This is a genomic window from Streptomyces sp. NPDC096205 (assembly GCF_044763135.1).
Lineage (GTDB): Bacteria > Actinomycetota > Actinomycetes > Streptomycetales > Streptomycetaceae > Streptomyces.
The window spans coordinates 406713-431489 of the sequence record NZ_JBIWFS010000003.1 but is presented as its reverse complement, the minus strand read 5'-3'; the positions used below and the strand labels follow the sequence as shown (position 1 = coordinate 431489).

19 protein-coding genes are annotated in these 24777 nt (G+C 72.5%); 9 read left to right on the top strand and 10 right to left on the bottom strand.

Annotated elements, in window-relative coordinates; all coding sequences use genetic code 11:
• Positions 1–63 precede the first annotated feature (63 nt).
• Together ACIQ6Y_RS14240 and ACIQ6Y_RS14235 are read right to left on the bottom strand one after the other, a co-directional pair.
• Positions 64–822 (bottom strand): GAF and ANTAR domain-containing protein, encoded by a 759-nt coding sequence (locus ACIQ6Y_RS14240; protein ID WP_404037306.1) that lies wholly within the window; start codon positions 820–822, stop codon positions 64–66.
• 102 nt (positions 823–924) lie between these two features.
• Complete coding sequence (locus ACIQ6Y_RS14235; protein WP_404037303.1) at positions 925–2268, bottom strand: tetratricopeptide repeat protein; 1344 nt, start codon at positions 2266–2268, stop codon at positions 925–927.
• 108 nt (positions 2269–2376) lie between these two features.
• On the opposite strand from ACIQ6Y_RS14235, the gene ACIQ6Y_RS14230 reads away from it, so the two are divergent.
• Positions 2377–3681 carry a M64 family metallopeptidase gene (locus ACIQ6Y_RS14230; RefSeq protein WP_404037300.1) on the top strand — a complete coding sequence of 435 codons (1305 nt, stop codon included), beginning with the start codon at positions 2377–2379 and terminating at the stop codon, positions 3679–3681.
• On the opposite strand, the gene ACIQ6Y_RS14225 is transcribed toward ACIQ6Y_RS14230, so the two are convergent.
• The gene (locus ACIQ6Y_RS14225; protein WP_404037297.1) at positions 3662–3868 is read right to left on the bottom strand and encodes a DUF397 domain-containing protein; all 207 of its coding nucleotides are present in this window, start codon (positions 3866–3868) and stop codon (positions 3662–3664) included. The two genes, ACIQ6Y_RS14230 and ACIQ6Y_RS14225, sit on opposite strands and share 20 nt — an antisense overlap.
• Positions 3828–4676, bottom strand: a complete 849-nt coding sequence (locus ACIQ6Y_RS14220) for a Scr1 family TA system antitoxin-like transcriptional regulator (RefSeq protein WP_404037294.1) — start codon at positions 4674–4676, stop codon at positions 3828–3830. Before ACIQ6Y_RS14220 ends, ACIQ6Y_RS14225 begins: the two co-directional genes overlap by 41 nt.
• A 116-nt stretch (positions 4677–4792) precedes the next feature.
• Here ACIQ6Y_RS14220 and ACIQ6Y_RS14215 point away from each other — a divergent pair, with 116 nt between their 5' ends.
• The gene (locus ACIQ6Y_RS14215) at positions 4793–5113 is read left to right on the top strand and encodes a DUF6401 family natural product biosynthesis protein (protein WP_404037292.1); all 321 of its coding nucleotides are present in this window, start codon (positions 4793–4795) and stop codon (positions 5111–5113) included.
• Position 5114: 1 nt separating this feature from the next.
• Here the strand turns inward: ACIQ6Y_RS14215 and ACIQ6Y_RS14210 are convergent, their stop codons facing one another.
• From ACIQ6Y_RS14210 to ACIQ6Y_RS14200, 3 genes are all read right to left on the bottom strand, one after another.
• Positions 5115–5927 (bottom strand): hypothetical protein, encoded by an 813-nt coding sequence (locus ACIQ6Y_RS14210; RefSeq protein ID WP_404037289.1) that lies wholly within the window; start codon positions 5925–5927, stop codon positions 5115–5117.
• A 109-nt stretch (positions 5928–6036) separates the two neighbouring features.
• Complete coding sequence (locus ACIQ6Y_RS14205) at positions 6037–7107, bottom strand: hypothetical protein (RefSeq protein WP_404037286.1); 1071 nt, start codon at positions 7105–7107, stop codon at positions 6037–6039.
• A 78-nt stretch (positions 7108–7185) separates the two neighbouring features.
• On the bottom strand, positions 7186–8382 hold the full coding sequence (locus ACIQ6Y_RS14200) for a PP2C family protein-serine/threonine phosphatase (protein WP_404037283.1): 1197 nt from the start codon (positions 8380–8382) through the stop codon (positions 7186–7188).
• Between the two features lie 119 nt (positions 8383–8501).
• Here ACIQ6Y_RS14200 and ACIQ6Y_RS14195 point away from each other — a divergent pair, with 119 nt between their 5' ends.
• Positions 8502–8978 carry a hypothetical protein gene (locus ACIQ6Y_RS14195; protein WP_404037281.1) on the top strand — a complete coding sequence of 159 codons (477 nt, stop codon included), beginning with the start codon at positions 8502–8504 and terminating at the stop codon, positions 8976–8978.
• A gap of 69 nt (positions 8979–9047) precedes the next feature.
• On the opposite strand, the gene ACIQ6Y_RS14190 is transcribed toward ACIQ6Y_RS14195, so the two are convergent.
• The gene (locus ACIQ6Y_RS14190; protein WP_404037278.1) at positions 9048–9596 is read right to left on the bottom strand and encodes an SH3 domain-containing protein; all 549 of its coding nucleotides are present in this window, start codon (positions 9594–9596) and stop codon (positions 9048–9050) included.
• 156 nt (positions 9597–9752) lie between these two features.
• On the opposite strand from ACIQ6Y_RS14190, the gene ACIQ6Y_RS14185 reads away from it, so the two are divergent.
• Positions 9753–10589, top strand: coding sequence for a hypothetical protein (locus tag ACIQ6Y_RS14185; protein ID WP_404037275.1), 837 nt, complete (start codon positions 9753–9755; stop codon positions 10587–10589).
• On the opposite strand, the gene ACIQ6Y_RS14180 is transcribed toward ACIQ6Y_RS14185, so the two are convergent.
• The gene (locus tag ACIQ6Y_RS14180; protein WP_404037272.1) at positions 10552–11916 is read right to left on the bottom strand and encodes a PLP-dependent aminotransferase family protein; all 1365 of its coding nucleotides are present in this window, start codon (positions 11914–11916) and stop codon (positions 10552–10554) included. The genes ACIQ6Y_RS14185 and ACIQ6Y_RS14180 overlap by 38 nt on opposite strands.
• An 89-nt stretch (positions 11917–12005) precedes the next feature.
• Here ACIQ6Y_RS14180 and ACIQ6Y_RS14175 point away from each other — a divergent pair, with 89 nt between their 5' ends.
• Together ACIQ6Y_RS14175 and ACIQ6Y_RS14170 are read left to right on the top strand one after the other, a co-directional pair.
• A complete protein-coding gene (locus tag ACIQ6Y_RS14175) occupies positions 12006–12788 on the top strand; it encodes an alpha/beta fold hydrolase (protein ID WP_404037269.1) in 783 nt (260 codons plus the stop codon).
• Between the two features lie 118 nt (positions 12789–12906).
• Entirely contained in the window at positions 12907–14970 is a 2064-nt protein-coding gene (locus tag ACIQ6Y_RS14170) for a PhoX family protein (protein ID WP_404037266.1), read from the top strand.
• Positions 14971–15062: 92 nt separating this feature from the next.
• Here ACIQ6Y_RS14170 and ACIQ6Y_RS14165 read toward each other — a convergent pair whose 3' ends face one another.
• Positions 15063–17000, bottom strand: a complete 1938-nt coding sequence (locus ACIQ6Y_RS14165; RefSeq protein WP_404037263.1) for an FUSC family protein — start codon at positions 16998–17000, stop codon at positions 15063–15065.
• Between the two features lie 195 nt (positions 17001–17195).
• Here ACIQ6Y_RS14165 and ACIQ6Y_RS14160 point away from each other — a divergent pair, with 195 nt between their 5' ends.
• From ACIQ6Y_RS14160 to ACIQ6Y_RS14150, 3 genes are all read left to right on the top strand, one after another.
• Positions 17196–18734 (top strand): VWA domain-containing protein, encoded by a 1539-nt coding sequence (locus ACIQ6Y_RS14160; protein WP_404037260.1) that lies wholly within the window; start codon positions 17196–17198, stop codon positions 18732–18734.
• 129 nt (positions 18735–18863) lie between these two features.
• The gene (gene metG, locus ACIQ6Y_RS14155; protein ID WP_404037257.1) at positions 18864–20579 is read left to right on the top strand and encodes a methionine--tRNA ligase; all 1716 of its coding nucleotides are present in this window, start codon (positions 18864–18866) and stop codon (positions 20577–20579) included.
• Between the two features lie 58 nt (positions 20580–20637).
• Positions 20638–24768 (top strand): caspase family protein, encoded by a 4131-nt coding sequence (locus ACIQ6Y_RS14150; RefSeq protein ID WP_404037254.1) that lies wholly within the window; start codon positions 20638–20640, stop codon positions 24766–24768.
• The last annotated feature ends 9 nt before the right edge of the window (positions 24769–24777 follow it).

Sequence of the window (24777 nt, the reverse complement as noted above, 5' to 3'; positions counted from 1 at the left end):
CCTGTCGTTCGGAGCAGGCCGGCTGCGAGGGACTTCCGCGTCCTGGCCCCGGCGACGCCGGCCCTACATCGACAGGTCCGGCTCGAAGCGCTCTCGGTGCGCCACGATGTCTCGGGCCGCCTCCGGCAGGGTGCGGCCGCGGGCGAAGGCGTGGGCGCGCAGCCGGGCCAGTGCCTCGTCGGCGGCGATCCGCAGCCGGGCCATGATCATGCCGACGGCCTGGTGGACGGTGTCGTGCGCGGCGGCCAGCTCACCGAGCCAGGGCGCCCGCCGGCCGTCCTCCGGGCCTCCTTCGCCGTCGTAGGCGTACTCGTCCTGGCACTGCAGGGTGGTCAGGGCGACCGTCACGACTCCGGCGATGAGCTGTGCGGTGCGCAGATCGCGGGCGGACAGCTCGGCCGGGATGTCGCGGCACAGGTCGAGGGTGCCGACGCAGTACGGGTCGCAGCCGAGCGGCAGCGCGTACAGGGCCTGCACGCCGAGGGTGGTCGCCAGGGGCGCGAAGACGGGCCAGCGTTCCACGTCCGGGCCCGCCGACAGGTCCGGGGCGAGGACGGGCGTCCCGGTGCTCGCGGCGTCCAGCGAGGGCCCCTCGCCGAGGTCGGCCTGGAGCTCCATCACCTGCGCGGCCCGCTCGTCGGTCGCGGTCAGCGGCACCGGCATCCCGTCGCCGCTCAGCAGCACGCTCGCGCAGGTCATCCGCAGCAGGCTGCCGGCCACGTCGCACAGCCTGCCCAGCATGTCGCCGGGCCCGGCGAGACGCACCTCGTCCGCCAGCGCGTCAAGGGCCCAGGCCAGGTCCCGCTCGTCGCTGTGACCCACGGCAGAGCCCTCCTTCCCGGCGATCGTTCCACCGCTCGCAGGCGCCCTCCGACTACCCGGGGTATGCCACGCAAAACCCCCTGAGGACGGCCGGCCACGGGCTCAGAGCGGGGGCTGGGCGGGCGCCGGCCCCAGGGTGGTGGTGCCCGGGGCGGTACGGTGCCCGAGCCCGGTCCGGTACGCGTCCAGAGCGGCTTCCACCCGGCCGGTCCGCCGCAGCAGATCCCCGAGCATCCGGCACAGGTCGGCGAGGTCCCCGGCCGCCCCGGCCCGCTCCAGCAGGCTCAGTGCGCGGACGTAGTGCTCCTCGGCGGCCTCGGTGTCGCGGGCGTCCTCGGCGATGATCCCGAGCAGCCGGTGGGCGGCCGCCGAGTGCACGGCCCCGCGCTCGGAGGACAGGTCCCCGAGCACGTCCTGAAGCAGTTCGGAGGCCTCCTGCGACTTCCCGCGCCGGTGCAGTACGTCGGCCAGCTCGACGGTGACCTGGCTGCTGTAGAGGGCGGACCGCTGCGAGGCGAGCATGTCCTGGGCGGCGCGCAGCTCGCTCTCGGCGCGTTCCAGCTCGCCGTTCTGGGCGCAGACGTAGCCGCGCATCCAGTGGCAGTTGGCCAGCTCGGTGCGAATCTTCAGCTGCCGGTACATCTCGGCGGCCTTGGCGAGCGAGGCGTCGGCCTCGGCGATCCGCCCCTCGGCGAGCAGCGTCCGTGCGACGGACCGGTGCATCCGCGCCACGAGCGCCGGGTCGCCGGCCTGCGGGGCCAGCGCGAGGGCGAACTCGGCGGCCTGGGCGGCGCGGGCGTGGGCGCCCATGTCCATGTACGGCGCGATGGCCCCGGTGTAGAGCAGCAGCAGGGCGTCGGGATCGTGCAGGCCGCCCCGGTTGAGCTCGTCGAGGGTGGACTCCAACAGGTAGACGGCGTAGCGCAGTTCACCGGCGAGGTAGTGCGCGACGGCCCGGCCGCGCAGCGCGGGCACCCGGGCCGGCAGGGGCGCGTCGGCGAGCACGGCCTCGGCCCGCTCGAAGTGCTCGCGGGCGGCGGCGATGTCCCCGGTGTCGAGCCCGCACTCCCCGAGCCCCAGCAGGGCGGCGGCCTGTTCCTCGAGGAGCCCGTACTCCTCGGTCTCCTCCAGCAGCCCGGCGTAGAGCCCGGCGGCCTCCTCGGCCTCCCCCAGGGCGAGGGTGCGCTGCGCCTCGGTGAGCCGCAGCCGCAGGTCGGTGGCGAGCCGGGCGGGCCGCCCGGTGGCCAGCTCCTCGAACTCGACGCCCAGCCGCTCGGCGAGATGCCGCAGGGCGTCGTCGGAGGGCCGTACGCGCCCGGCCTCCAGGGTGGAGATGTAGGCAGGCGTGTAGACGGGCTCGGCCAACTGCCGCTGTGTCAGCCCCCGCTCACGCCGCAGCGCCTGCACGCGTCTGCCGATGACCTCGGGCTCGTCCCTCTTGGGCATGGACTTCATCATGCCAACTCCCGCCCTTCCCTTGTGCCTTGCCGGGCAGAGCCCCTAACTTAAGCGACCGATTAAGCGCAGTTAACCATTCTCTATCGAGAGGTCGCCGTGCCCATACGCAACAGCACGCGCACACGCTGGATCGCCTCCCTCGGCGCGGGGATCGCCGCGACAGCGGCACTGATCGCGGCCGGGAGCGCCGTACCGGCCCAGGCGGCGGGGGATCCGGGCGACGTCCACGAGGTGGAGTACTTCACGGCGGGCCGCCCCCATCACACGGACGTCCGCACGAACAGGGCTCCCACGCAGCCGCACGCCCCGATCGCCACCACCCCGGTCACGCCCTTCCAGCAGACGGGCCCGACCTCGGGACGCCTGGACCTGGTGGTCATGGGCGACGGCTACACGGCCTCCCAGCAGGGCGACTTCAGCGCAGACGCCCGCGAGAAGCTGGAGGAGATCTTCGCGATCGAGCCGTACCGCAGCTACCGGGGCCTGTTCAACATCTGGCTCGTCGAGGCCGCCTCCGCCGACCCGGGCGTCACCGGCGACCCCACCGCCGACGTCACCCGCGACACGGCCCTCGGCTCCTACTTCTTCTGCGACGACATCGAGCGCCTGCTCTGCGTGAACCCGGACGCGGTCACCACCTACGCCAACAAGGCCCCGGCGGCGGACATCGTCTTCGTCATCGCCAACTCCACGAAGTACGGCGGCGCGGGCTACACCTTCGACACCCCGCCCGACAACGCCACGTACCGAGGCATCGCGACCATGTCCTCGGACAACGAGCGCTCGTACCTGATCGGCGCCCATGAACTGGGCCACTCCATCGGCAACTTGGCGGACGAGTACCAGTACGCGGGCTACGGGGCCTACCCCGACCCCGAGCCGGCCACCGTCAACCTCACGACCTACCGGGACCTCGGTACGGCCAAGTGGTACCGCTGGCTGGGCGAGCAGGACCCCACGGGCTCGGTCATCGGCACGTACGAGGGCGGCGGCTACTACGAGACGGGCATCTTCCGCCCGACCGACACCTCGATCATGCGCACCCTCGCCTCCACCGAGTTCAACCTCGTCGGCCGTGAGGCGATGATCGCCGGGTTCTACGCCCACGCGGACGCACTGACGTCCCCGACCCCGACGACAGCGCCGCTCACGCGGACGACACGCGTGAAGGTCGACGTGGCTCCGGTGACGGGCCTCGCCGCGCCCACGCTGACCTGGTACGCCGACGGCAAGCGGGTCGACCGCGCGACGAACGACCTCTCGGCCACGCCCTTGGAACTGGGCGTACGAGGGTCTGGTCCGCACACCATCAGGGCGACGGTCTCCGACGGTTCGGCGTCCCTCCGAGCCCCGGGCGCCCGCGCGGCGGCGACCAACTCCCTTACTTGGTGGCTGCGCTGAGACCCGTCAGGAAATCGCCCCAGGCGGTGGCGGTGAGGGTCAGCACGCCGTGAGCGGGGTTCTTGGAGTCGCGTACGGCAATGGCGGCCGGGGTGAGATCGGCAACCTCGACGCAATCACCTCCGGTGTTGCCGCTGTAGGACGACTTACGCCACTGCGCACGCGTCAGGTCCGAGCTGCTCCCCATAGCGTTCCTCCATCACGCGAGCGATCAGTGCGGCCGAGTCCCTCGGAGAAAGGGCCGAGGCCTGCACGGAAGCGTAACGGAGGGCGGCTTCCCGGACGGTTTCCGGGTTGGCCGTCATGTGGCCCGCGATGAGGTCTTCGGTGTAGACGAGGTCGGGGTTCTTCTCGAAGCGGAGAAGGTTGAACGAACCAGCCAGGCTGGCGTGCTCACCTGCTTCGAAGGGGAGCACCTGGACCCGGACCCAGCGCTGGTTCCGGAAGCTCAGCAGGTGGTCGAGTTGCCTGCGCATGATCTCGGGGCTGCCGATCGGACGGTGCAGGACGGCCTCGTCCAACACCACCAGCGCCAAGGGCGGTTGCTCCCGCTCAAGAATCCGCTGGCGTTCCATTCGTGCGGCCACCGATTCATCGACGTTGCCCTTAAGGCCAGTCTCCAGCAGCGCCCGTGCGTACTCTTCCGTCTGCAAGAGCCCGTAGACGACCTGGGCCTGGTACGTCGAGATGTAAGCCGCCTTCGCCTCCATCTCGGCGTACGGCTGGAACCAGCTAGGCAACTGGCTCTTCAGCACCAGCCCCACCAACCGCGAGAAGAACCCGTCGGTCATCAACGCGGCATCCACCCGCTCGGCGAACTCCCGCGTCGGTACCTTCATCGCGGTCTCGATCTGCCCGATCAGGGAGCCCGTGCAGAAGACGACACCCCCCAGCTCTTTCTGCGTCAGCTCGGCCGCCTCCCGTTTGCGGCGCAGCTCGTAGCCGAAGTAGTCCAAGGGAGAGGCATTGGGGTCAAGTTCGCGCACATGGACCATGCAACCCAGCGTAACGAGGCCATTTCACCACGTGTGCGGAAACCAGGAAATCGCCGTAACGAAAATCACGACAAAAGACCCTCTGCACCCACCTGCCTCCCCCTTACCTTGGAGGAATGTCTCCTCTGGCCAGAATCAGCACCTCGTACGGGCCCCGCTTCGCGGAGTTCGCGTTCGAGCCTGCCTTCACGGCCGCGGTGGACCAGCACGTGGCGGAACTCAGGGAGCGTCTGGGGGCGGCCACGCCGGACCTCAGCCCTCAGCCGCCGCACCCCGAGCACCTCTCGGACTACGCGCTCGGCTTTCTGGACGCGCTGAGCGAGATGGACTGGCGCGAGCCCGTCGGGCACGACTACGCGGTGTGCCGCCTGACCGCCATCACGTGGCTGGTCAAGCGGCACGGCCTGCTTCCGGAGCCTCGTAAGGCCCAGGACTGAGTCACATCTCGGTGGAGCCGGGCGGCATGTCGCGCCGGCCCTCCATGCCGCGGTCCATGCCCATGTCGGTGCGCTCGCGAGCGGGCTGGTTGCGCATGGCGTCCTCGCGGCCGGCCTGGTAGGCGGACATGCCGCCGCGGGCCTGCGCGGTCTCGCGCTCGGCGGTGGTCAGCCAGCGCTCCCAGCGCTGCCGCATGGGCATGATCATGCCGCCGCCGACACCGACCACCACGACACCGACGATCGTGGCGAGGACCGCATACAGGATCGGCCCGGTGATCGCGGTGGCGATGCCCGCCTGGCCGAGGGCGGCGATCACGCCGAGGGCGACGATGGCGGCCCAGACCATGGTGGCGACCGTACGGCCGTAGGACACGGACGACAGCGCACTGGCGACGATGGACCGGACGGCGTTGGCGATGGCCATGGCGACGACGACCAGGACGACGGCCACGATGCCTCGGGGCAGCCAGGCGACGATGCCGTTGATCATCGAGCTGACCGGGTTCGGGCCGAAGACGCCGAGGGCCAGTTGCAGGGTGATCAGCATCAGGGCGAAGTACACGATCCGGCTGATGATCCCGGTCATGTCGTACTTGGAGTCCCGCAGCAGGCGCTCGGTCCCGGCCCGCTCCGACAACCGCTCGGAGCCCACCTTCCTCAGGACCCGGTCCAGCACCTTGGCGATCATCTTCGAGATGACCCAGCCGATGACCAGGATGACCAGGAAGGCGACGAGTTTCGGCACGAACGTGGCGATCTTCGACCAGGCGTCGTTCAGACCCTGGGTGAAATCGACGGCGAGGTTGGCCATGGCGGGCACGTCCTTCGGTCGGAGGCAGGGGCATCCCCCTGCCTCCGGGATATCGCGGTCCCGCGCCGGCGGCCCGTTGTGCACCCCCATCCGAGTGGTGGAAGTACCTCTACTTCACCAACTGGTCGGACATCAGGCGGCCCAGCCGCCCCCGTACGTCCTCCAGGGCGCCCTGCCGCCGGCCGGGCACCCTGGAGCGCAGTTCCACGAGCGCGGGACCGAGTTCACGGGCCCGCGCTCCGTCGTCGATACGGCCCCACTGGTGATGGGCGCGGTCCACCGCGGACTCGACCTCCGGGGCGTCCGGGGCCTGCCCGGCGGCGAGCCGGGCGGCGGCGACCGTCAGCCAGGTGCGGCAGCTGCGCACCGGGTCCCCGGCGAGCATGGCGAGGTCGGCGCGGACCTCCGTCCAGTGCAGGGCCTCGGCCGACCCGGGCCCGTGGGCCCGTACGGCGGCCTCCTCCCAGCGTGCGGCGAGCGCGTCGGCGTCGGTGTGGCGGCCGGCCTGGACGGCGGCGGTGATCGCGGCGTGCGGGTCGCCCCCGGTCAGGGGCGCGGGTGTGCGCAGCTCCAGGCCGGCGGGCTCCTCCCCGGCCACCCTGCCGAGCGCTTCCTCGTGCAGCCGCTCCAGCGGCGGCCGGTGCCCGCTGCGCAGCACCGTGGCCACGGCCCTCATGTACGACGGCCGCCCCACGCTCCGTCTCCTGGGCGGCGGCGCGATCCTGCCGTACACCTCCGTACCGCGACCGCAGTCCAGGGGACGGTCCCGCAACTGCTCCCAGGACTCGGTGTCCGCGTGCAGGTCGAGGACGAGCGTGGTGGTGCCCGGCGGGCGCAGCCGCAGTTCCTCGCGGAACCAGTGCCAGGGCAGGGCGGTGTAGCGCACGGTCGCCGGGGTGGTGCGGGCGAGCGCGAGGTGGGGCAGGCGCTGGCGGCGGTCGAGCTGGAGCTGGCCGGCGACGAACACGGTGAGCGGGCCGGGGGCCGCCGCGGCCGCGCGGAGCCGGGTCAGCACGGCCTGCGGGTCGAGCGGATCGGCGAGTTCGACGACGTTGGCGGTGTCGGTGCCCGACAGCACGGCGGGTGCGACGGCCGCGAGGACCGGCAGCACCGCCGCCGCGTCCACCAGCCGTCCCCGGCCCACCGGCGAGGCCGCGAGCAGCAGCACGGTTCCGGGCATGGTCCCTCCCCTGTCGATCACCTACCGCGCCCTCACCGTAACGGGTGGCCATCGGGTGCCGCTGCGGAAGGCCGTCCCTTACGCCCGCCTGCGCACGGCGAACACCGTCGTGTCGTCGGCCAGCCGCCCCCCGCAGTGCCGCAGCGTGCCGTCGCGGACGTAGGCGACCAGGCGGGACGGCTCGGCGGTGCGCGGGTCGGCGGCGACGGCGCGGGCCACCTCGGTGGCGAGCGGGTAGAAGCAGTCGGCCGCGTCGCGGGCCTCGGTGACCCCGTCGGTGGTCATCAGGACGGTCTCCCCGGCGGCGAGGGGCACCCGGTGCACCGGCGGGGGTCCCGCGGCGGCGGCCAGCTCGCCGAGGCCGAGCGGGAGGCTGTCCGCGTCCGGGAAGGCACGCACGCCCCGCGGGCCGACGACGAGCGGGGGTTCGTGGCCGAGGACGACGACGTCGACGGCGTCCGGGGCGTCCTCGGGGAAGCCCAGCAGGACCGCGGTGGCGAAGCGGTCGCCGTCGGGGAAGCCGAGTTCCTCGTAGTGGCCGCGGTGCCGGATCATCCGGGTCTCCAGGCGTTCGGCGACCGTGCGCAGGTCGGCCTCGTGGTAACCGGCCTCGCGGAAGGTGCCGAGCAGCGCGGCGGCCGTCTCGACGGCGGTCAGGCCCTTGCCCTGGACGTCGCCGAGGAGCACGCGCGTGCCGTGCAGGCCGGGCTGGATGTCGTAGAAGTCGCCGCCGACGCGGGCGTCGGTGTCCGCGGCGAGATACACCGCGGCGTGCTCCAGGCCGCCGAAGCCGGGCGGCAGGGGGCGCAGCACGGTGCGGCGGGTGGTCTCGGCGATGTCCCGCATCCGCAGGATGTGCTCCTCGCCGCGCACCCGGACCACACAGGCGAGGGTGGCGAGGATGCCGCCGAGCGCGGCCAGGACCAGGTCGGCGGCTCCGGCGTCGTACTGGTGGGGCAGCAGGGCGTCGGCGATGAGGTAGACGATCGGCGCGAGCACCGCGAAGGCGGCCGTGCCCGCGATGCCGCAGATCGCGGCGGCGATGCCGGGCACCAGCACCACCCAGGAGATCATCCGGAAGTCGGGGCCGGTCACGTAGTCGGCGCCCACGACGGCGGCGAGCAGCAGCAGCGGGGGCAGCCAGGCGACGCTGTGGCCGCGGACCCGGAGCAGCTGGTGCCGCTGCACGGCGTCCCGCCGCCCGGCCCGGGGATACCGGTCGAGCAGCCGCTGCCCGCCGCCACCACTCACCGGACGACCCACGGCACCGCTCACGGCCCCAGCGAAACACGGGCCCGCACGCCCCGCATCCGCTCCGCTACGGGCCGACTTGCCTTCGGGCCGTACGGGGTGTGCCCTTGAAGGCGGGGGCGAGGAGAGAGAGGAGTGCTCTCATGGCTCATGCGGCACCCGCGCCCGGACGCCCCGGACGTACCTCCAGGACGGCGACCAGGACGCCTTACACCACCCCGTCCAGGACTCCGGACGTGTTCAGCGCGCGTACCCACCGGATCGCACAGTGGGCGGTCCCCGTCACGCTGGGACTGGTCTACGGCTACTGGGTCGCGGCCAACAACCGCAGCGGCGGCGAGATCACCGGCTGGAACCTGCTGCTGGGCTTCGTCAGCGCGCTGGCGTTCATGGCGCTGTGGGTGGCCCTGTGGGCACTGGCCCCGCTGATGAAGCGCGAACTGCATGCGCTGCTGTGGGCGGCGTTCGCGGGCTCCGCCTTCGGGTTCATGTACAGCCAGGCCGGGAACACCGCGCTGCGCTCGACCGGCATGGCGCTGGCGGTGGCGGCGACGGTGTTCGTGATCCTCTTCTACCGCTACTACACGCACGAGGACGCGGCGGGACGTCGCATCCGCTGACTTCCCGCGGGCAACCGTGAACCCCGGTGGTGTTGGCCACCGGGGTCCACGTTTCCCTCATCCCTCCACTCACCGGACGACGGGAACCCGTTCCCAGCCGTCCGACGAGGCTCCGGTGACGCTCCAGCTCCATGAGCCGGAGACGCTCCACGACCCGGACGCGCTCCAGGAGGCGCCCTCGAAGGGGTCGTTCCAGTTGCTCCAGCGGCCGTCCTTCCATTCGGGACAGGGGTCCGCGCAGGTCGGCACATGGTGCCGGTCGGGCTCGACGAAGGCGGCGCTCGCCCAGCCCTGGGCGCCGACGAGCCAGTACCAGTACGGGTTGCCGTTGACGCTCTGCCCGATGACCTTGCACTTGATGCGGTCCTGGCTGCCGGGCGAGAGGCGGTCCACGACGGGCGCGTGGGTGGTCGGTGCCATCCGCACGTTGAGCGCGGTGCGGGAGACGACAGTGCCCCGGATCGGACCGTGGGATCCGTCGCCGTCGTGGTCGCCGGGGAGTTGGCCGGCGTACGTCGGTGGGGCCGCCGCTGCTGCCGTGGCTCCCGCCGTGACGGCGAGTGAGGCACCCGCGAGCAGGGCTGCGGTCAGGGTCCGCAGGGCCAAAGTGGTGCGCATGATCGGCCTCCTTTCCCCAACTCCAGGAAACACCCGTTCGGGTGAACGCTCCACCGGAGGCGGGAACGCCCAGTTCGACAGGGGTGCGCACCCGGTGTGCACCCGTTCGGCTGCGGACCGCTGGCGCGCGCGGCGCCGGAGGCCTTGCCTGGAAGGGTGTCTTTGCGCCTGCGGACCGCGTTGTCGGCCGCTCTCATCGCCCTGTCCTGTCTGCTGGTGCCGTTCGGCGCGCTGGCGGCCTGGGCGGCGTACGGCCTGGCGGACACGGGCCGTTATGTCCGCGCGATGGAGCCGCTGGCCGGTGACCCGGCCGTGCAGGACGCGCTCGCGGACACGGTCGGGCAGGGCCTGGCACGCGAGCTGCACCTCACGGTCGCGCAACCGCAACTGCGGGAGGCCGTACGGTCCTTCACCGGCACCGACGCCTTCCGCGCGGGCTGGGACCAGGCGAACCGCTCCACGCACGGCGCCGTCCTGCGCGCCCTGCACGGCGAGGACACCGGCCCGGTCACGGTCGACCTGGCGCCGGTCGCCGCCAGCGTGAAGCACCAACTGGCCGCCGACCACGTCGCGTTGGCGCAGCACATCCCGGTCGCGCACCGGGAGGTGGCGGTCGTGCCGGCCGGTGAACTCGCCGGGATGCGCGAGGGGTTCCGGGCGCTGGAGGTGGCCGCGTTCTGGCTGCCGTCGGCGGCGGCCGTGCTCGCCGTCGCCGGGATCGCCGTCGCCGCCTGCCGCCGCCGCGCGGTCACCGCGACGGCCCTCGGCACGGCCCTCGGCGGCGCGCTGCTCGGCGTGGCGGTGGCCGTCGGGCGGCACCTCACCGTCGCCGACCTGCCCGCCGAGGTCTCCGCCGCGGCGGCGGGCGCGGTCTACGACGCCCTGACCGCGACGCTGCGCACGGTGTCCTGGCTGCTGCTGGCGCTGGGCCTGACGGTGGCGGGCCTCGCCCGGCTCACCCGGTACGCGGGGCGGGCGCGCCGGGTGCCCTGACGGGCGGGCCCGCTCGCGCCACATCGGCCAGCGTCCGCAGCGCCCGCACCAGCGCCTCCTCGGGCGCGGAGGCGAGCCCCAGCCGGACCGCGTCCGGGGTGCGGGCCGGGTCGACGGCGAAGGCGGGGCCGGGGGTGACGGCGATGCCGTGCGCGGCCGCCGTCGCGGCGAAGGTGTCCGCGCGCCAGGGCGGGGGCAGCTCCCACCAGGCGTAATAAGCCTGCGGGTCGGACCGTACGGTGAAGCCCGCGAGCTGCTCGGCGACCAGCCGCTGCCGCCGGGCCGCGTCCGCACGCTTGGCCGTGACCAGCCGCTCCACGGTGCCGTCCGCGCACCACCGTACGGCCGCCTCCAGGGCGAAACGGCCCGCGCCCCAGCCACCTGAGCGCAGCGCGGCCGCGACCGCCGGCACCCGCTCGGGCGGGACGACGAGGAAGCCGACGGTCAGCCCCGGCGCGACCCGCTTGGACAGCCCGTCCACGACATGGGTGAGGTGCGGGGCGTGCGCGGCCAGCGGGGTGGAGCCGGGGCGGAGGAAGGACCAGATGCGGTCCTCGACGATCGCCGTCCCCAAGCCGGATGCTGTGGCGGCGAGTTGGCTGCGCCGCTCCTCGCTCATGGTCCGCGAGGTCGGGTTGTGCAGGGTCGGCTGGAGGTAGAGCGCGGACAGCGGGGCCCGGCGATGGGCGGCGGCGAGCGCGTCGGGGCGCGGGCCCTGCTCGTCGCAGGGGAGGGGCACCAGGTGGATGCCGAGCCGGGCTGCGATCTCCTTGACCAGCGGATACGTCAGCTCCTCCACGCCGACCCGGCCGCCGGGCCGCACCAGGGAGGCAAGGGTGGCGGCGATGGCCTGGCGGGCGTTGCCGGCGAACAGCACCTGCCCGGGGTCGGGGCGCCAGCCGGGCGCGGCCAGCAGCGCGGCGGCGGCCTCGCGAGCGGCCCCGGTGCCGGTCGCGGCGGCGGGCCGCAGCACCTCGGCGAGCACGTCGGGCCGGCGCAGCGCCTCCAGCGCCGGGGCGATCAGCTCGGACTGGCCCGGCGCGGAGGGGTAGTTGAGCTCCAGGTTCACGGGCGCCGAGGTGTGGGCCTCGGTGAGGGCGCGCCCGCCCGCGGTGGGTGGCGCGGCCCGCACGAAGGTCCCGCGACCGACCTCGCCCACCACCAGGCCGCGCCGCACGAGTTCGCCGTAGACCCGTCCGGCGGTGGACGCGGCGATGCCGCGGCGGCGCGCGAACTGCCGCTGCGGGGGCAGCCGTTGCCCGGGACCGAGCCGCCCCGAGGCGATGTCGGCGGCTATGCGGTCGGCGATGCGCCGGTAGTCGTCCATGAGACCCATGATGTGGCACTGCCTCGGCATTGCACCGAGGGCAAAGATCTTATTGCGCCGAGGAGTTGGGGCCGCCTAGGGTCGCAGCCATGGCACTCTTCCTTGCATACGAGGACAAAGGCGGCGATTCCTCCGCGACCCCGCTCGTCCTCGTCCACGGCCACCCCTTCGACCGCACGATGTGGACCCCGCAGATCGAGGCGTTCTCGACCGGGCGCCGGGTGATCGCCCCGGACCTGCGCGGCTACGGCGCCTCTCCGGTCGTGCCCGGCATCACCCCGCTGTCCCTCTTCGCCCGGGACATCGAGGAGCTGCTGGACGAGCTGAAGGTGGACGGCTTCGTCCTCGGCGGCCTGTCCATGGGCGGCCAGATCGCGATGGCCTGCCTCGACGTCTTCGGCGACCGGGTGCGCGGCCTGCTGCTGGCCGACACCTTCGCCGAGCCCGAGACGGAGGAGGGCAGGCGCGGGCGCAACGCGATGGCCGACCGGCTGCTGGCCGAGGGCATGGCCGGATACGCCGACGACGTGCTGGAGAAGATGGTCGCGCCCTACGCCCACCCGGACGTCAAGGCCCATGTCCACCGCATGATGACCGGCACCGACCCCCAGGGCGCCGCGGCGGCCCTGCGCGGCCGCGCCGAACGCCCCGACTACCGCCCCGTGCTCGCCCGCGTCACGGTCCCCTCCCTGGTCGTGGTCGGCACCGACGACGAGTACACCCCCGTCTCCGACGCCGAGGCCCTGCACGCCGCCCTGGCCGACTCGGTCCTGCACATCGTCGAGGGCGCCGCCCATATGCCGAACCTGGAGCGGCCCGAGGAGTTCAACGCGGCACTGGCGGAGCTGCTGGCGCGGGTGGACGGCGGCTGAGCAAGCTCCTTTCGGACGGGCCGCGTTCACCAGTGGTTCACTCCCAGTCCCCGCTCCCGCACAAACGTGCTCCTAGCGTCCGACGAGCTGAGTCCAAGGGAAGCCAGGGGAGAACCACGTGCGCATTCAGCTGCCCATCATCAGAACGTCGAACGAGTCGCATCCGGGCGGCCGTTCCGCCCTGACCTGCCGCTTCCGCTGCGGTGACGCCTGTTTCCACGAGGTGCCCAACACCAGCGGCAACGACTACGTCGGCGATGTCATCGCGGGCGCGCTGAGCCGTCGTAGCGTGGTGCGCGCCGCGGCCGTCGTCACCGCGGCCGCTGCCGCCGGTACGGCCGCCGGTGCCGCCGTGGCCCCGAAGGCGCAGGCCGCCACGGCTGTCGGTAAGCCCGCCGCGCGGGCCGCGCGTGGTCTGCGCTTCACCCCGGTCGCGCCCAACACGGCCGACCAGGTCACCATCCCCGAGGGCTACGCGCAGAACATCGTGATCCGCTGGGGCGAACCGATTCTGCGCGGGGCCCCCGCCTTCGACGCGACCAAGCAGAGCGCCGCCGCGCAGGCCGGCCAGTTCGGCTACAACTGCGACTTCCTCTCCCTGCTGCCGCTGCCCGGTGAGCCCGGCCGACAGGTCCTCGTCGCCAACCACGAGTACACCGACGAGATCCTGATGTTCCCCGGCTACGACGCCGAGAACCCGACCGAGGAGCAGGTCGAGATCGCCTGGGCCGCGCACGGCCTGTCCGCGGTCGTCGTCGAGGGCAACCGCGCCGACGGCAGGCTCGTCCCGGTCACCCGGCACCCGCTCAACCGCCGCGTCACCGCCACCACCGCCTTCCGCCTGACCGGCCCCGCCGCCGGCTCGGACCTGCTGAAGACCTCCGCCGACCCGACCGGCACCAGGGTCCTCGGCACCCTCAACAACTGCTCGGGCGGTACGACGCCGTGGGGCACGACCCTGCACGGCGAGGAGAACTTCAACCAGTACTTCGCCAACGGTGCCCGGGCCACCGACAAGCGCTACGGCCTGGTCGCCGGCCCCACCGAGCGCAAGTGGGAGCGTTTCGACAAGCGCTTCGACGTCGCCCAGGAGCCCAACGAGGTCCACCGCTTCGGCTACGTCGTCGAGTTCGACCCGTACGACCCGACCTCCACGCCCCGCAAGCACACCGCGCTGGGCCGCTTCAAGCACGAGGGCGCCACCGTCCGGCTGACCGACGACGGCCGCCCGGTCGTCTACACCGGCGACGACGAGCGGTTCGACTACTTCTACAAGTTCGTCTCCGCCAAGCGGATGAAGAAGGGCACGTCCCGCGCGGTCCGCGAGCACAACCTCTCGCTGCTCGACGAGGGCACCCTGTACGTCGCCAAGCTGACCGGTGACTCCCCCGCCCTCGAGATCGACGGCACCGGCAAGCTGCCCGCCGACGGCGAGTTCGACGGCTCCGGCCAGTGGATCCCGCTGGCCACGGCCACCGCCGACGGCGCCGTCTCGCACGTGGACGGCATGACCGCCGAGGAGGTGTTCGTCTTCACCCGCCTCGCCGGTGACAAGGTCGGCGCCACCAAGATGGACCGGCCCGAAGACATCGAGCCCAACCCGCACACCGGCAAGGTGTACGTGGCCCTCACCAACAACTCCCGCCGCGGCACCACCGGCAACGCGCCCGTCGACGAGGCCAACCCGCGCATCGGCAACAAGCACGGCCAGGTCCTGGAGCTGACCGAGCGCTGGAACCGCGCCGAGAGCCGGACCTTCGCCTGGAAGCTGTTCCTGGTCGCGGGCGACCCGAACGACCCCGCCACCTACTTCGCGGGCTTCCCCAAGGACCAGGTCAGCCCGATCTCCTGCCCGGACAACGTGGCCTTCGACCCGCACGGCAACCTGTGGATCTCCACCGACGGCAACCAGCTGGGCTCGCACGACGGGCTCTTCGGTGTGGCCACGCGTGGCTCGCGCCGCGGTGAGCTCAAGCAGTTCCTGACCGTGCCCGCGGGGGCGGAGACCTGCGGTCCGCTGGTGCAGAGCCGGCGGGTGGTCGTCGCTGTGCAGCACCCGGGGGAGATCGACGGGGCGACGGCCGAGAAGCCGCTGTCGGCCTGGCCTGATGGGCCGGGGAAGATCAATCGGCCTGCTGTGGTCGCCGTATGGCGTCAGGACGGATCTGATATCGGGATGTGAAGGTCGCCTTCGCGAAGGGGTGGCTGTTGACGTCCGGCGGCTGCGGGCTGTTCGTGGCTGGTCGCGCAGTTCCCCGCGCCCCTGAAAGAAGGTCAGCGAGGTGAGGCGATTGCCCTCGCCGCCGCCACTTCCTGCCTCAGGCGTTCCAGGACGCTGTCCGCCGGGCCGGTGAGGTCGGTGCGGACGGCGATCAGGACCTCCGCCTCGCGGACGCCCTCCGACAGCTCCCGCAGCTGAAGGATGACCTGGGCGATCTCCGCCTCCGACGGCGGCGCGGCTCCGTGCTTGACGCGGACCCGCGCCGCCGTCGTCGCGTCCACGATGCGTTCGACGGCCACGACCAGCGGCCACCAGGCGGCGGCCCGGCGCCCGGTGGGCGGCGGCTCGGTCAGGGCGCGCTGGAAATCCGTACGGATGACGGACAGGTCGCGGTAGAGACGGCGGCGCATCCGGGCGCGGGCGGCGGGCTCGACGGTGTCGCCGAACGCGGACTCCACATAGCGGGCGGTGTCCGCGACCGCGTCCGCGAGGCGGTCGCCGACGCGGGTGTGCCAGCTCTCCGGCCACAGCAGATACCCCACGGCCAGCGCGATCGCGCAGCCCATCAGGGAGTCCACCAGACGCGGCAGCAGCAGCCCGGTGCCCTGGCGGTTGAGGACGTCCGACAGGAGCAGGATCACGGGCGTGATGGCCGCGGTCTGATAGCCGTAGCCGCGCGGGGTCAGGGCCGGGATCAGCGGGGCGAGCACCAGCATCACCGGCACGTCCCACCAGCCGCGGGGCACCTCCGCGAGCACGGCCGCCGCGATCACCAGGCCGCCGACGGTGCCCAGCGCGCGCAGCAGGGCCCGCGAGAACACCGAGCCGAAGTCCGGCTTGAGGACGAAGGTGATGGTCAGCGCCACCCAGTAGGAGCGCGGCACCGGGATGATCGACACCAGTACCTGGGCGATGCCGATGCACAGCGCGAGCCGCAGCCCGTAGCGCCAGGACGCGGCGGACAGCATCACATTGCGGGCGGCCTGCGCGGCCCTGCTGCGCAGCGCGGCGGGGCGGCCGAGCCGGTCGTCGAGCGCGTACGGGTCGACGTCCGGAGCGGTGACGACCTCGGCCGTGTGCCGCAGGGCGTGGTCGACGGCCCGGCTGGTCTCGTCGGCCGGCTCGGGCAGACCCAGCGCTATCGGCCCGGTGTAGCCGGTCCGCACGGCCTCGGCGAGATGCCGTACGGCCTCCGGCACCTCGACGGGCAGCGGCTTGCCCCGCAGATGAGCGGCAGGCGCCGCCTCGACCACGGCGATGACGGAGTTCAGCTGGGCGAGCAGCCGGGTCAGATCGGGGCTGCGGCCGTGGTGGCGGGCGCGCCGGGCCAGGACGAGGTCGTACGACTGGTTCAGCGACTGGGTGACGGCGTGCCGGGCGTCGTCGTAGCCGTCGGTGGCGCAGGCGGCGAGCAGCTCGGCGACCCTGCGGTAGGTGTCGGCAACGGCGTCCCGCTCGGGCACCCCGGACCGCAGCGGCCAGGCCAGCAGGGCGAGCACCAGCACGAGGAGCCCGCCGCCGGTCATCAGCAGCGGCGCCAGCCACCACTGGCCGGGCATGGGCAGCCCGGCCCCGACGACGGCGTTCAGCAGGAGCAGCAGCCCCGACACGGAGGCGACGGCCCCGATGGTGGAGATCATCCCGGATACGAGCGCGATGCCGGTGACGGCGAGGACCGCGACCCACCCGTGCCCGAAGACGAGCGACCCGAGCGTGATCCCCACGGCACCGAAGGCCTGCGGGATCGCGATGTTCAGAATCCGCATCCGGTAGGCGTCCGCCGTGTCACCGATGACCCCGGACAGCGCCCCCATCGACGCGAGCGCCCCGTACGCAGGCTGCCCGACCGCGAGACCGATGACGAGCGGCAACGTCATCGCGAGCGCCGCCCGTGCCACAGCCGCCTTGTTCATGGGCGCGACCGGCTGCGACTGCAGGTTCCGCACCAGCCAGTCGGGAGGGGTGAGGCTGAGGGGGAACTCGCGCGACATGCGCCCATTATGGGTCGATGCGCACGGGGCCCCGCAGGTCGAGCCGAGGTTTTCGGGATCGCGGCGGGGGAGGTCCGGGCCTGTTCCGCGGCAGGATTCCGCCCCTCCCCATGATCGTCATCCCGTGCCGCTAACCTTACGTGTCCGTCCTGGCCAGCGATCGACGGGCTACAACTCACGCGAAGGGTTGCGCACATGGGCATTCTCACTCTCCTGCGGAACACATTCGGCCGGTCACGCAAATCCCGCCACGCCGACCCGGAGGGTACGAACCCGACACCCGCAACCCCCGAACCGACGACCCCGGACCCTCAGGTCCCCGAACCCCGCACCTCCTCCTCCACGGACGACTCCGAGGAACACGAGCTGGTCGCAGCGGCCTTCGCCAAGGTGGCCGTCCCGCGGCCGGCGCGGTCGGAAGAGGACGTGGCGACGGGTGAGGAGCCGGTCGAGACGGAGAAGCCGGTCAAGGCCGAGGAGCCGGTCAAGGCCGAGGAACCGACGGTGACGGCTGAGCCGGAGCCCGAGCCTGTGGCGGTGGCTGAAACGGAGCCCGCGCCGGAGCCGGAGGCGCAGGTTGCGCCCGAGCCCAGCCCGGAGCCGGAGCCGGAGGCTGAGCCGGAGCCCGTGTTCGAGCCCGACCCGGAGGCACTGGCGGCGCTGGTGGCAGTGGTCGAGCAGGGCTCGAAGCAGGAGTCGGAGCAGAAGCCGGAGCCGGAGCCGACGGCCGTGGCCGATGGCGAAGCCGAGGTCGAGCGGGCGGAGCCCGAGGCCGCGGCCGCCGACGGCGAGGACGCCCCGCAGGGGCCACCGGCAGCCGACGACGAAAGCCGCACTGGCGGTGCGGGTGGGAAGACGGAGACGGCCGAAGGCGAAGCCGAGGCCGAGCAGCCCGCCCCCGAGCCCGCGGCCGCCGACGGCGGGACCGCCCCGCAGGGGCCACCGGCAGCCGACGACGAAAGCCGCACGGGCGGTGCGGGTGGGAATCCGGAGACGGCCGAAGGCGAAGCCGAGGCCGAGCAGCCCACCCCGGACCCCGCAGCCGCAGACGGCGACGCCAAGCCCGAACCCGCCCTCCCCCTCAGCCGCCTCAAGAGCCGCGCCCCCTCCCTGGCCACCGCCTACAAGGCAGCCACAGGCACGCTCAAGAAGACCGGCCTCACCGGCACCCGAGCAAAGCTCTACCTCGTGCTGGACCGCTCCGCGAGCATGCGCCCGTACTACAAGGACGGCTCCGCCCAGGCCCTCGCCGACCAGACCCTCGCCCTCGCCGCGCACCTCGACCCCGAGGCCACGGTCCACGTCGTCTTCTTCTCCACGGAGCTCGACGGCACCACCGACCTCACCCTCACCCCCGGCCACGAGACGAAGATCGACGACACCCACGCCGAGCTCGGCCGCATGGGCCGTACCAGCTACCACGTGGCCGTCGAGGAAGTCGTGGCCCACCACGACAAGCACGCCGCCCCCGGCACCCCCGCCCTCGTGATCTTCCAGACCGACGGCGCCCCGGACGCGAAGACCCCCGCGACCCAGTCCCTCACCGAGGCCGCGAAGAACCACCCGCACATCCACTTCGCCTTCGTGGCCTTCGGTGAGCACGACAACAAGGCCTTCGACTACCTCCGCAAGCTGAAGACCGGCAACACCTCGTTCTTCCACGCCGGCCCCACCCCGCGCGAGCTCACCGACGCCGAGCTCTACACCGGCGTACTCGCCACCTGGAAGCCGTAACAGAAGAACCGGAAAGAAAAGAACCCGCGGCCGCCCCTTCCCACCCCTCAAAACGGGAAGCGGGCGGCCCACCCATGTCGGCTACGATTTCAAGGTTCGAAAAACAACCGACCTGGGAGCAGCCAAGCCATGGCTCGACACCTCATCACCAGCGCCCTTCCGTACATCAACGGGATCAAGCACCTGGGCAACATGGTGGGGTCCATGCTCCCGGCGGACGTGTACTCCCGGTACCTCCGCCAGCGCGGCCACGACGTCCTCTACATCTGCGCCACCGACGAGCACGGCACCCCGGCCGAGCTGGCGGCGAAGGAGCAGGGCCTGCCGGTGGCGGACTTCTGCGCGCAGGCGCACGACGCCCAGAAGGCGGTCTACGACGGCTTCGCGCTGGCGTTCGACTACTTCGGCCGCAGCTCGTCGCCGGAGAACCGGGAGATCACCCAGCACTTCGCCCGCAAGCTGAACGAGAACGGCTTCATCGAGGAGCGGGCGATCCGCCAGGTGTACTCGCCGACGGACGGCCGTTTTCTCCCGGACCGCTATGTCGAGGGCACCTGCCCCCACTGCGGCTACGACAAGGCCCGCGGCGACCAGTGCGAGAACTGCACCCGGGTCCTCGACCCCACCGACCTGATCAACCCGCGCTCGGCGATCTCCGGCTCCACCGACCTGGAGGTCCGCGAGACCAAGCACCTCTTCCTGCTGCAGTCCAAGCTGCAGCACGAGGTCGAGGCCTGGGTCGCCCGGCACGAGGCGGACTGGCCGCAGCTGGCCTCCTCCATCGCCCGCAAGTGGCTGAACGAGGGCCTGCACGACCGCGCCATCACCCGTGACCTGGACTGGGGCGTGCCCGTCCCGGCGGACACCTGGCCGGAGCTGGCGGCCGAGGGCAAGGTCTTCTACGTCTGGTTCGACGCGCCGATCGAGTACATCGGCGCGACGAAGGAGTGGGCGGACCAGGACCCGGAGAACCGGGACTGGAAGTCCTGGTGGTACGAGGCGGACGACACCGTCCGCTACACGGAGTTCATGGCCAAGGACAACGTCCCGTTCCACACGGTGATGTTCCCGGCCACCGAGCTGGGCGTGCGCGAGCCGTGGAAGAAGGTCGACTACGTCAAGGCCTTCAACTGGCTGACGTACTACGGCGGCAAGTTCTCCACGTCCCAGAAGCGCGGTGTCTTCACCGACCAGGCGCTGGACATCCTCCCGGCCGACTACTGGCGCTACTTCCTGATCGCCAACGCCCCGGAGTCGGACGACTCGTCCTTCACCTGGGAGCACTTCACTGCGACGGTGAACAAGGACCTGGCCGACACCCTCGGCAACTTCGTCAACCGCGTGCTGTCCTTCTCGCGCAAGCGCTTCGGCGACGACGTCCCCGCGGGCGGCGAGCCCGGCGAGGCGGAGGCGCGGCTGGGCGAGGAGATCGCCCGGCTGCTCGCCGAGTACGAGGAGCAGATGGAGGCCCTCCAGTTCCGCAAGGCCGCGGCCGCGCTGCGCGCCCTGTGGTCGGCCGGCAACTCCTACCTGGAGGAGAAGGCCCCCTGGCTGGAGATCAAGACGGACAAGGACGGCGCGGCCCTCACGCTGCGCACCGCGATGAACCTGATCCACCTCTACGCGGTGGTCTCCGAGCCGTTCATCCCGTCCACCTCCGCGGCGATGCGCCAGGCCTTCTCCCTCACCGAGGACACCGCCACCTGGGTCTCGCAGGACGAGGCGAAGGCCCTCACCTCCGTGCCCGCCGGCACCCCGTTCACCGTCCCGCCGGTCCTCTTCGCCAAGCTCACGGACGAGGACCTGGCCACGTACAAGGAGCGCTTCGGCGGCACGGAGGAGTAGTCGCGCGGGTCGGTGAATCCCGGCCCCGGGGTGGGCCTTTCGTGGTCTGATGTCGTGCATGGCACGGCCGGGCCGCAGGTACCTCATCGCCGTCGGTTCATCGGTCTACGACGAACCGCTCATCGCCGATCTGCCGGGCGTCCCGGCCGATGTGCGGCGCGTGTGCGAACTGCTCGCGCCGATGGGCTACGAGCGGGTCCTCGACAGCCTGTCCACCGACCCGAGCGCCCACGAACTGGCCCAGGGCATCGAGCGCTGGGCCAGCGGGGCCGACCTGGGTGAGCAGGACCTGGTGGTGGTCTACGTCGCCGGACACGGCGTCCGGGGCCTGGACCGGCACTACCTGCTGTGTGCCGACTCCGAACCCGGCGTGTGGAGCACGGCGCTGGCCAGCGAGGATCTCGCGCGCCCGCTGGTCAACAGCCCGCTCGGGCATCTGCTGGTCGTCCTGGACACCTGCTACGCCGGGGCGGGCACCGGCGAGATCGCAGTCCTGGCGGCCGAACTGGCGGCCACGCAGCGCGGCACGGCGGGCCGCAGCCTGCTGGCGGCCGCCCGCGGACGTGAGGCCGCCGTGGAGAACGTCTTCGTCGACGCTCTCGCCGAGGCGCTGACCCGGCCGCGAACCGGGGCGCGCCAGGAGTTTCTCGGCGTACGCGAGGTCACGGAGTGGGTGAACGGGTATCTGCGCGCCCGTGGAGCCCGCCAGCACGCGCGGCACACCGTCGTCGACAGCGACGGCCAGGACCCGTTCTTCCTCAACCCCGCCCACATACCCGGTCTCCCGGCCGACGACCTCGACGTGGCCACGCTGTCCCGGCTGCGCAGGAGCCAGCACGGTCACTTCGATCCCCGCAGCCGCGGTGTGGAGCACGCGGGTGAGAAGGGGGACCACTTCACGGGGCGCCGACGCGCGCTGTCCGAGCTGCTGCGTTTCACATCGGCCGGCCCTCATGACCGTAAGGCCCGTGTGGTCACGGGCGATCCGGGGTCGGGGAAGTCGGCGACGCTGGGGCGCGTGTGGGCGCTGGCCGACCCGGACCGGGCAGGCGGGCCCGAGCTGCCCGTCGTACCGCTGCACGCCCGCCGTGCCACCCTGGAGGCGCTCGTCGCCGAGGTCGCCGGGGCCCTGGCCCTGCCCGATGCCCGCCTCGACGACGTCCTGGAGGCGCTCGGCGAGCGCACCCGGCCGGTGGTCGTGCTGGTCGACGCACTGGACGAGGCGGGCACCGCGGGCGAGGCCTCGGAAGGTGCCCGGATCGCGCGGGAGCTGCTCCAGCCGCTGAGTTCGCTGCCCTGCGTACGGCTGATCGTGGGGACCCGGCGCCATCTCGTCCCGGGCCTCGGCCGCGCTGTGGAGGTCATCGATCTCGACCGGCCCGAGTACATCGGACCCGACGACATCCGCACCTACGCACGCAGCCTGCTGCTCGACGCGGGGGACCCGGACAGCCTCTCCCCCTACCGCGGCCGGGAGGAGCTCGCGGCGACCGTGGCCGACGGGATCGTGGCACGGGCCGGGAGTTCCTTCCTGGTGGCGCGGATGACGGCCCGCGCTCTGGTGCGCGGGCAGATCACCGTCGATCCGGGTGTGCCGGGCTGGCAGGAGGCCCTGCCATCCGACGCGGGGCAGGCGTTCGCCGCGTATCTCAGCCGGTTCGGCCCGCACCAGGCGCGGGTCGAGCGGCTGCTGCGGCCGCTGGCGTACGCCCAGGGTGCCGGGCTGCCCTGGTCCTCCGTCTGGGCACCGCTCGCCGAGGCGCTGTCCGGAGTGCCCTGCCCCGAAGACGAACTGCACTGGCTGCACCAGCACGCCGGCGCCTACATCGTGGAGTCGCCGACCCCGGCCGGGTCGGTGTTCCGGCTGTTCCACGAGACGCTCGCCGAACATCTGCGTACACCCGGCAGGGACGCGGAGAGCCACCGCGCCATCGGCGAGGCGCTGCGCGCGCTCGTCCCCGCCGACCCGCTCTCCGGCGCCCGCGACTGGCTCGCCGCCCATGCCTACGTGCGCGAACACCTCGCCACCCACGCGGCGGCGGGCGGCATGATCGACGCCCTGCTGTCCGACGCGGACTTCCTGGTCCATGCCGTCCCCGCCGCGCTGCTGCGCGCCCTGGAATCGGTGACCACGGACGCGGGTCACCAGGCCGCCCGGATCTACCGGGCATCGGCCGCCGTGCACGCGCAGGCGGGGCCCCGGGCCCGTCGTCAGATCCTCGCCGTGGACGCCGCGCGCCACGGCGACGCGCGCCTCGCCGGCCGGCTGGCGACGGAGGGCGCGTGGCGGGTGGCGTGGGCGAGCGGTTCCCTGGTCCACGCCGCCCATCGGGCGACCTTCAGGGGTCATGAGGAGCTCGTCCAGCAGGTGTCGTGCATCGACGTCGACGGCCGGCCGACCGCCGTGTCGGTGGACGACGACGGGACGGTGGTGACGTGGGACCTGCTGGAGGAGCGCGAGATCAGCAGAATCGACCTGGATCTCGGCTGGCTCGCCTCGGTGCACTGCCTGGACGTCGACGGCCTCCCCCACGCGGCGGTGGGCGCGGCGGACGGCACGGTGCTGATCCTGAGCCTGGACGATCTCGCGGTGAGGGCCGTCCTCGCCGGCCACACCAGATACGTCACGCAGATCGCCCACTTCGACCACGCGGGCGAACGCCACCTGGTGACGGCCTCGTATGACGGCACAGTGCGCACGTGGAGCCTGCGCGCCCACGAACAGACCGGCGTCCTCGACGGGCGCGACGGTCGTGACGCGGAGCTGTCCGCCGTCGTGTGTCTGCTCCACGACGAGGTCCCCCACGCGCTCACCGGCTCCTCGGACGGACACCTCAGGCTGTGGAACCTGGCCGACCGCACGCTCACGGCCGCCCTCGACACCGGGGAGGCCGTCCGCTCCGCGCACTGCTTCCAGCTGGACGGGCGGCTGTACGCCCTGGCCGGGAACGAATGGGGCGAGGTGACGATGTGGGACGTGCGGGCGGAGGAGTTCGTCGCGCAGCTCCTGCGTCCTCACACCGAGGCCACCACCCCTATCGCCTCCAGCGTCCTCTCCGGCGTGCCGCACGCGCTGCTGGGCTGCGACGACGGCACGACGAGGGTGTGGAACCTGGCCACCCGCACGGAGGTCGCGGTCATCAGCGGCCACACCTACGCGGTGCACTCGGTCGCGGGAGTGGACCTGAAGGGCCGTCCGCACGCGGTGACATGTTCCGGGGACAGAACCGTACGGCTGTGGGACCTGGCCGCCGCGCTCACGGCCGAGCGGCCCGTGGGGCACCGGGACTGGGTGGACGAGGTGGCGTTGATCGAGTGGGAGGACGGCCGCCGGCTGGCGGTGAGCGGCTCCCGGGACTACACGGTGCGCCTGTGGGACGCCGCGACCGGCACGGAGGCGGGACATGTGCCGGTCGGGACCGGCTGGCCGCGCTGGCTGGACCTGATCGAGGTGCACGGTCGGACGTACATGGGAATCGGGCACACGGACGGGGCCCACCTCTGGGACCTCGAGAACCAGGCCGCCGAGTTCCACGCCTGGAAGGGCACGATCGGAGAGGCGGCCTTCGTTTCGGTCCGGGGTGCTCCCTACGCGCTGCTGGCCCCGCGCGGAGACGCTCCCGACCTCTGGGACGTGCACCAGCGGCAACTCCTGTGGACGTTGACCGAGTCGGAGCACTGGTCCTCCGTGGCGGTCTGCCACGACATCGACGGGCGCACGCTGCTGCTGGTGGGCTCACGCCTGGGACATGTGGACGTCTGGGACTTCGACAAGGCCGAGCGCGTCGCCTGCCTCGAGGGTCACGGCGACCAGGTGGCCGCCCTGGCCACAGCTCCCGTCCACGGCCGCCCCCACCTCCTCACCGCCTCCTGGGACGGCACGATCGGCGTCTGGGACCTGCTCGACCTCTCCCGGCGCACCGTCCTGCGAGCCCATACCGACCGCGTGTCGACGATCTCCCGCTTCGACGTCGACGGCCGCCCCTACGCCGTGACCGGCGGCTGGGACCGCATGGTGCTGACCTGGGACCTGGAGACGCTCCAGGTCGTCGACCGCCTGCACCTTCCGCTGGAGGTGGAGTCCTCGGCGCTGAAGGACGGGCTGTTGCTCCTCGGGGCGAGGAGCGAACTGATCGCCCTTCACCTGGCCACGTACAAGGAGCGCTTCGGCGGCGAGCCGGAGGCCTGAGCCGGGCGG

Bases quoted from the DNA above. Each gene is read 5' to 3' on its own strand.
- ACIQ6Y_RS14235 (WP_404037303.1), bottom strand. From the start codon at position 2,268: ATGCCCAAGAGGGACGAGCCCGAGGTCATCGGCAGACGCGTGCAGGCG.
- ACIQ6Y_RS14225 (WP_404037297.1), bottom strand. From the start codon at position 3,868: ATGGGGAGCAGCTCGGACCTGACGCGTGCGCAGTGGCGTAAGTCGTCC.
- ACIQ6Y_RS14220 (WP_404037294.1), bottom strand. From the start codon at position 4,676: ATGGTCCATGTGCGCGAACTTGACCCCAATGCCTCTCCCTTGGACTAC.
- ACIQ6Y_RS14215 (WP_404037292.1), top strand. From the start codon at position 4,793: ATGTCTCCTCTGGCCAGAATCAGCACCTCGTACGGGCCCCGCTTCGCG.
- ACIQ6Y_RS14210 (WP_404037289.1), bottom strand. From the start codon at position 5,927: ATGGCCAACCTCGCCGTCGATTTCACCCAGGGTCTGAACGACGCCTGG.
- ACIQ6Y_RS14205 (WP_404037286.1), bottom strand. From the start codon at position 7,107: ATGCCCGGAACCGTGCTGCTGCTCGCGGCCTCGCCGGTGGGCCGGGGA.
- ACIQ6Y_RS14195 (WP_404037281.1), top strand. From the start codon at position 8,502: ATGGCTCATGCGGCACCCGCGCCCGGACGCCCCGGACGTACCTCCAGG.
- ACIQ6Y_RS14190 (WP_404037278.1), bottom strand. From the start codon at position 9,596: ATGCGCACCACTTTGGCCCTGCGGACCCTGACCGCAGCCCTGCTCGCG.
- ACIQ6Y_RS14180 (WP_404037272.1), bottom strand. From the start codon at position 11,916: ATGGACGACTACCGGCGCATCGCCGACCGCATAGCCGCCGACATCGCC.
- ACIQ6Y_RS14175 (WP_404037269.1), top strand. From the start codon at position 12,006: ATGGCACTCTTCCTTGCATACGAGGACAAAGGCGGCGATTCCTCCGCG.
- ACIQ6Y_RS14165 (WP_404037263.1), bottom strand. From the start codon at position 17,000: ATGTCGCGCGAGTTCCCCCTCAGCCTCACCCCTCCCGACTGGCTGGTG.
- ACIQ6Y_RS14160 (WP_404037260.1), top strand. From the start codon at position 17,196: ATGGGCATTCTCACTCTCCTGCGGAACACATTCGGCCGGTCACGCAAA.
- metG (WP_404037257.1), top strand. From the start codon at position 18,864: ATGGCTCGACACCTCATCACCAGCGCCCTTCCGTACATCAACGGGATC.
- ACIQ6Y_RS14150 (WP_404037254.1), top strand. From the start codon at position 20,638: ATGGCACGGCCGGGCCGCAGGTACCTCATCGCCGTCGGTTCATCGGTC.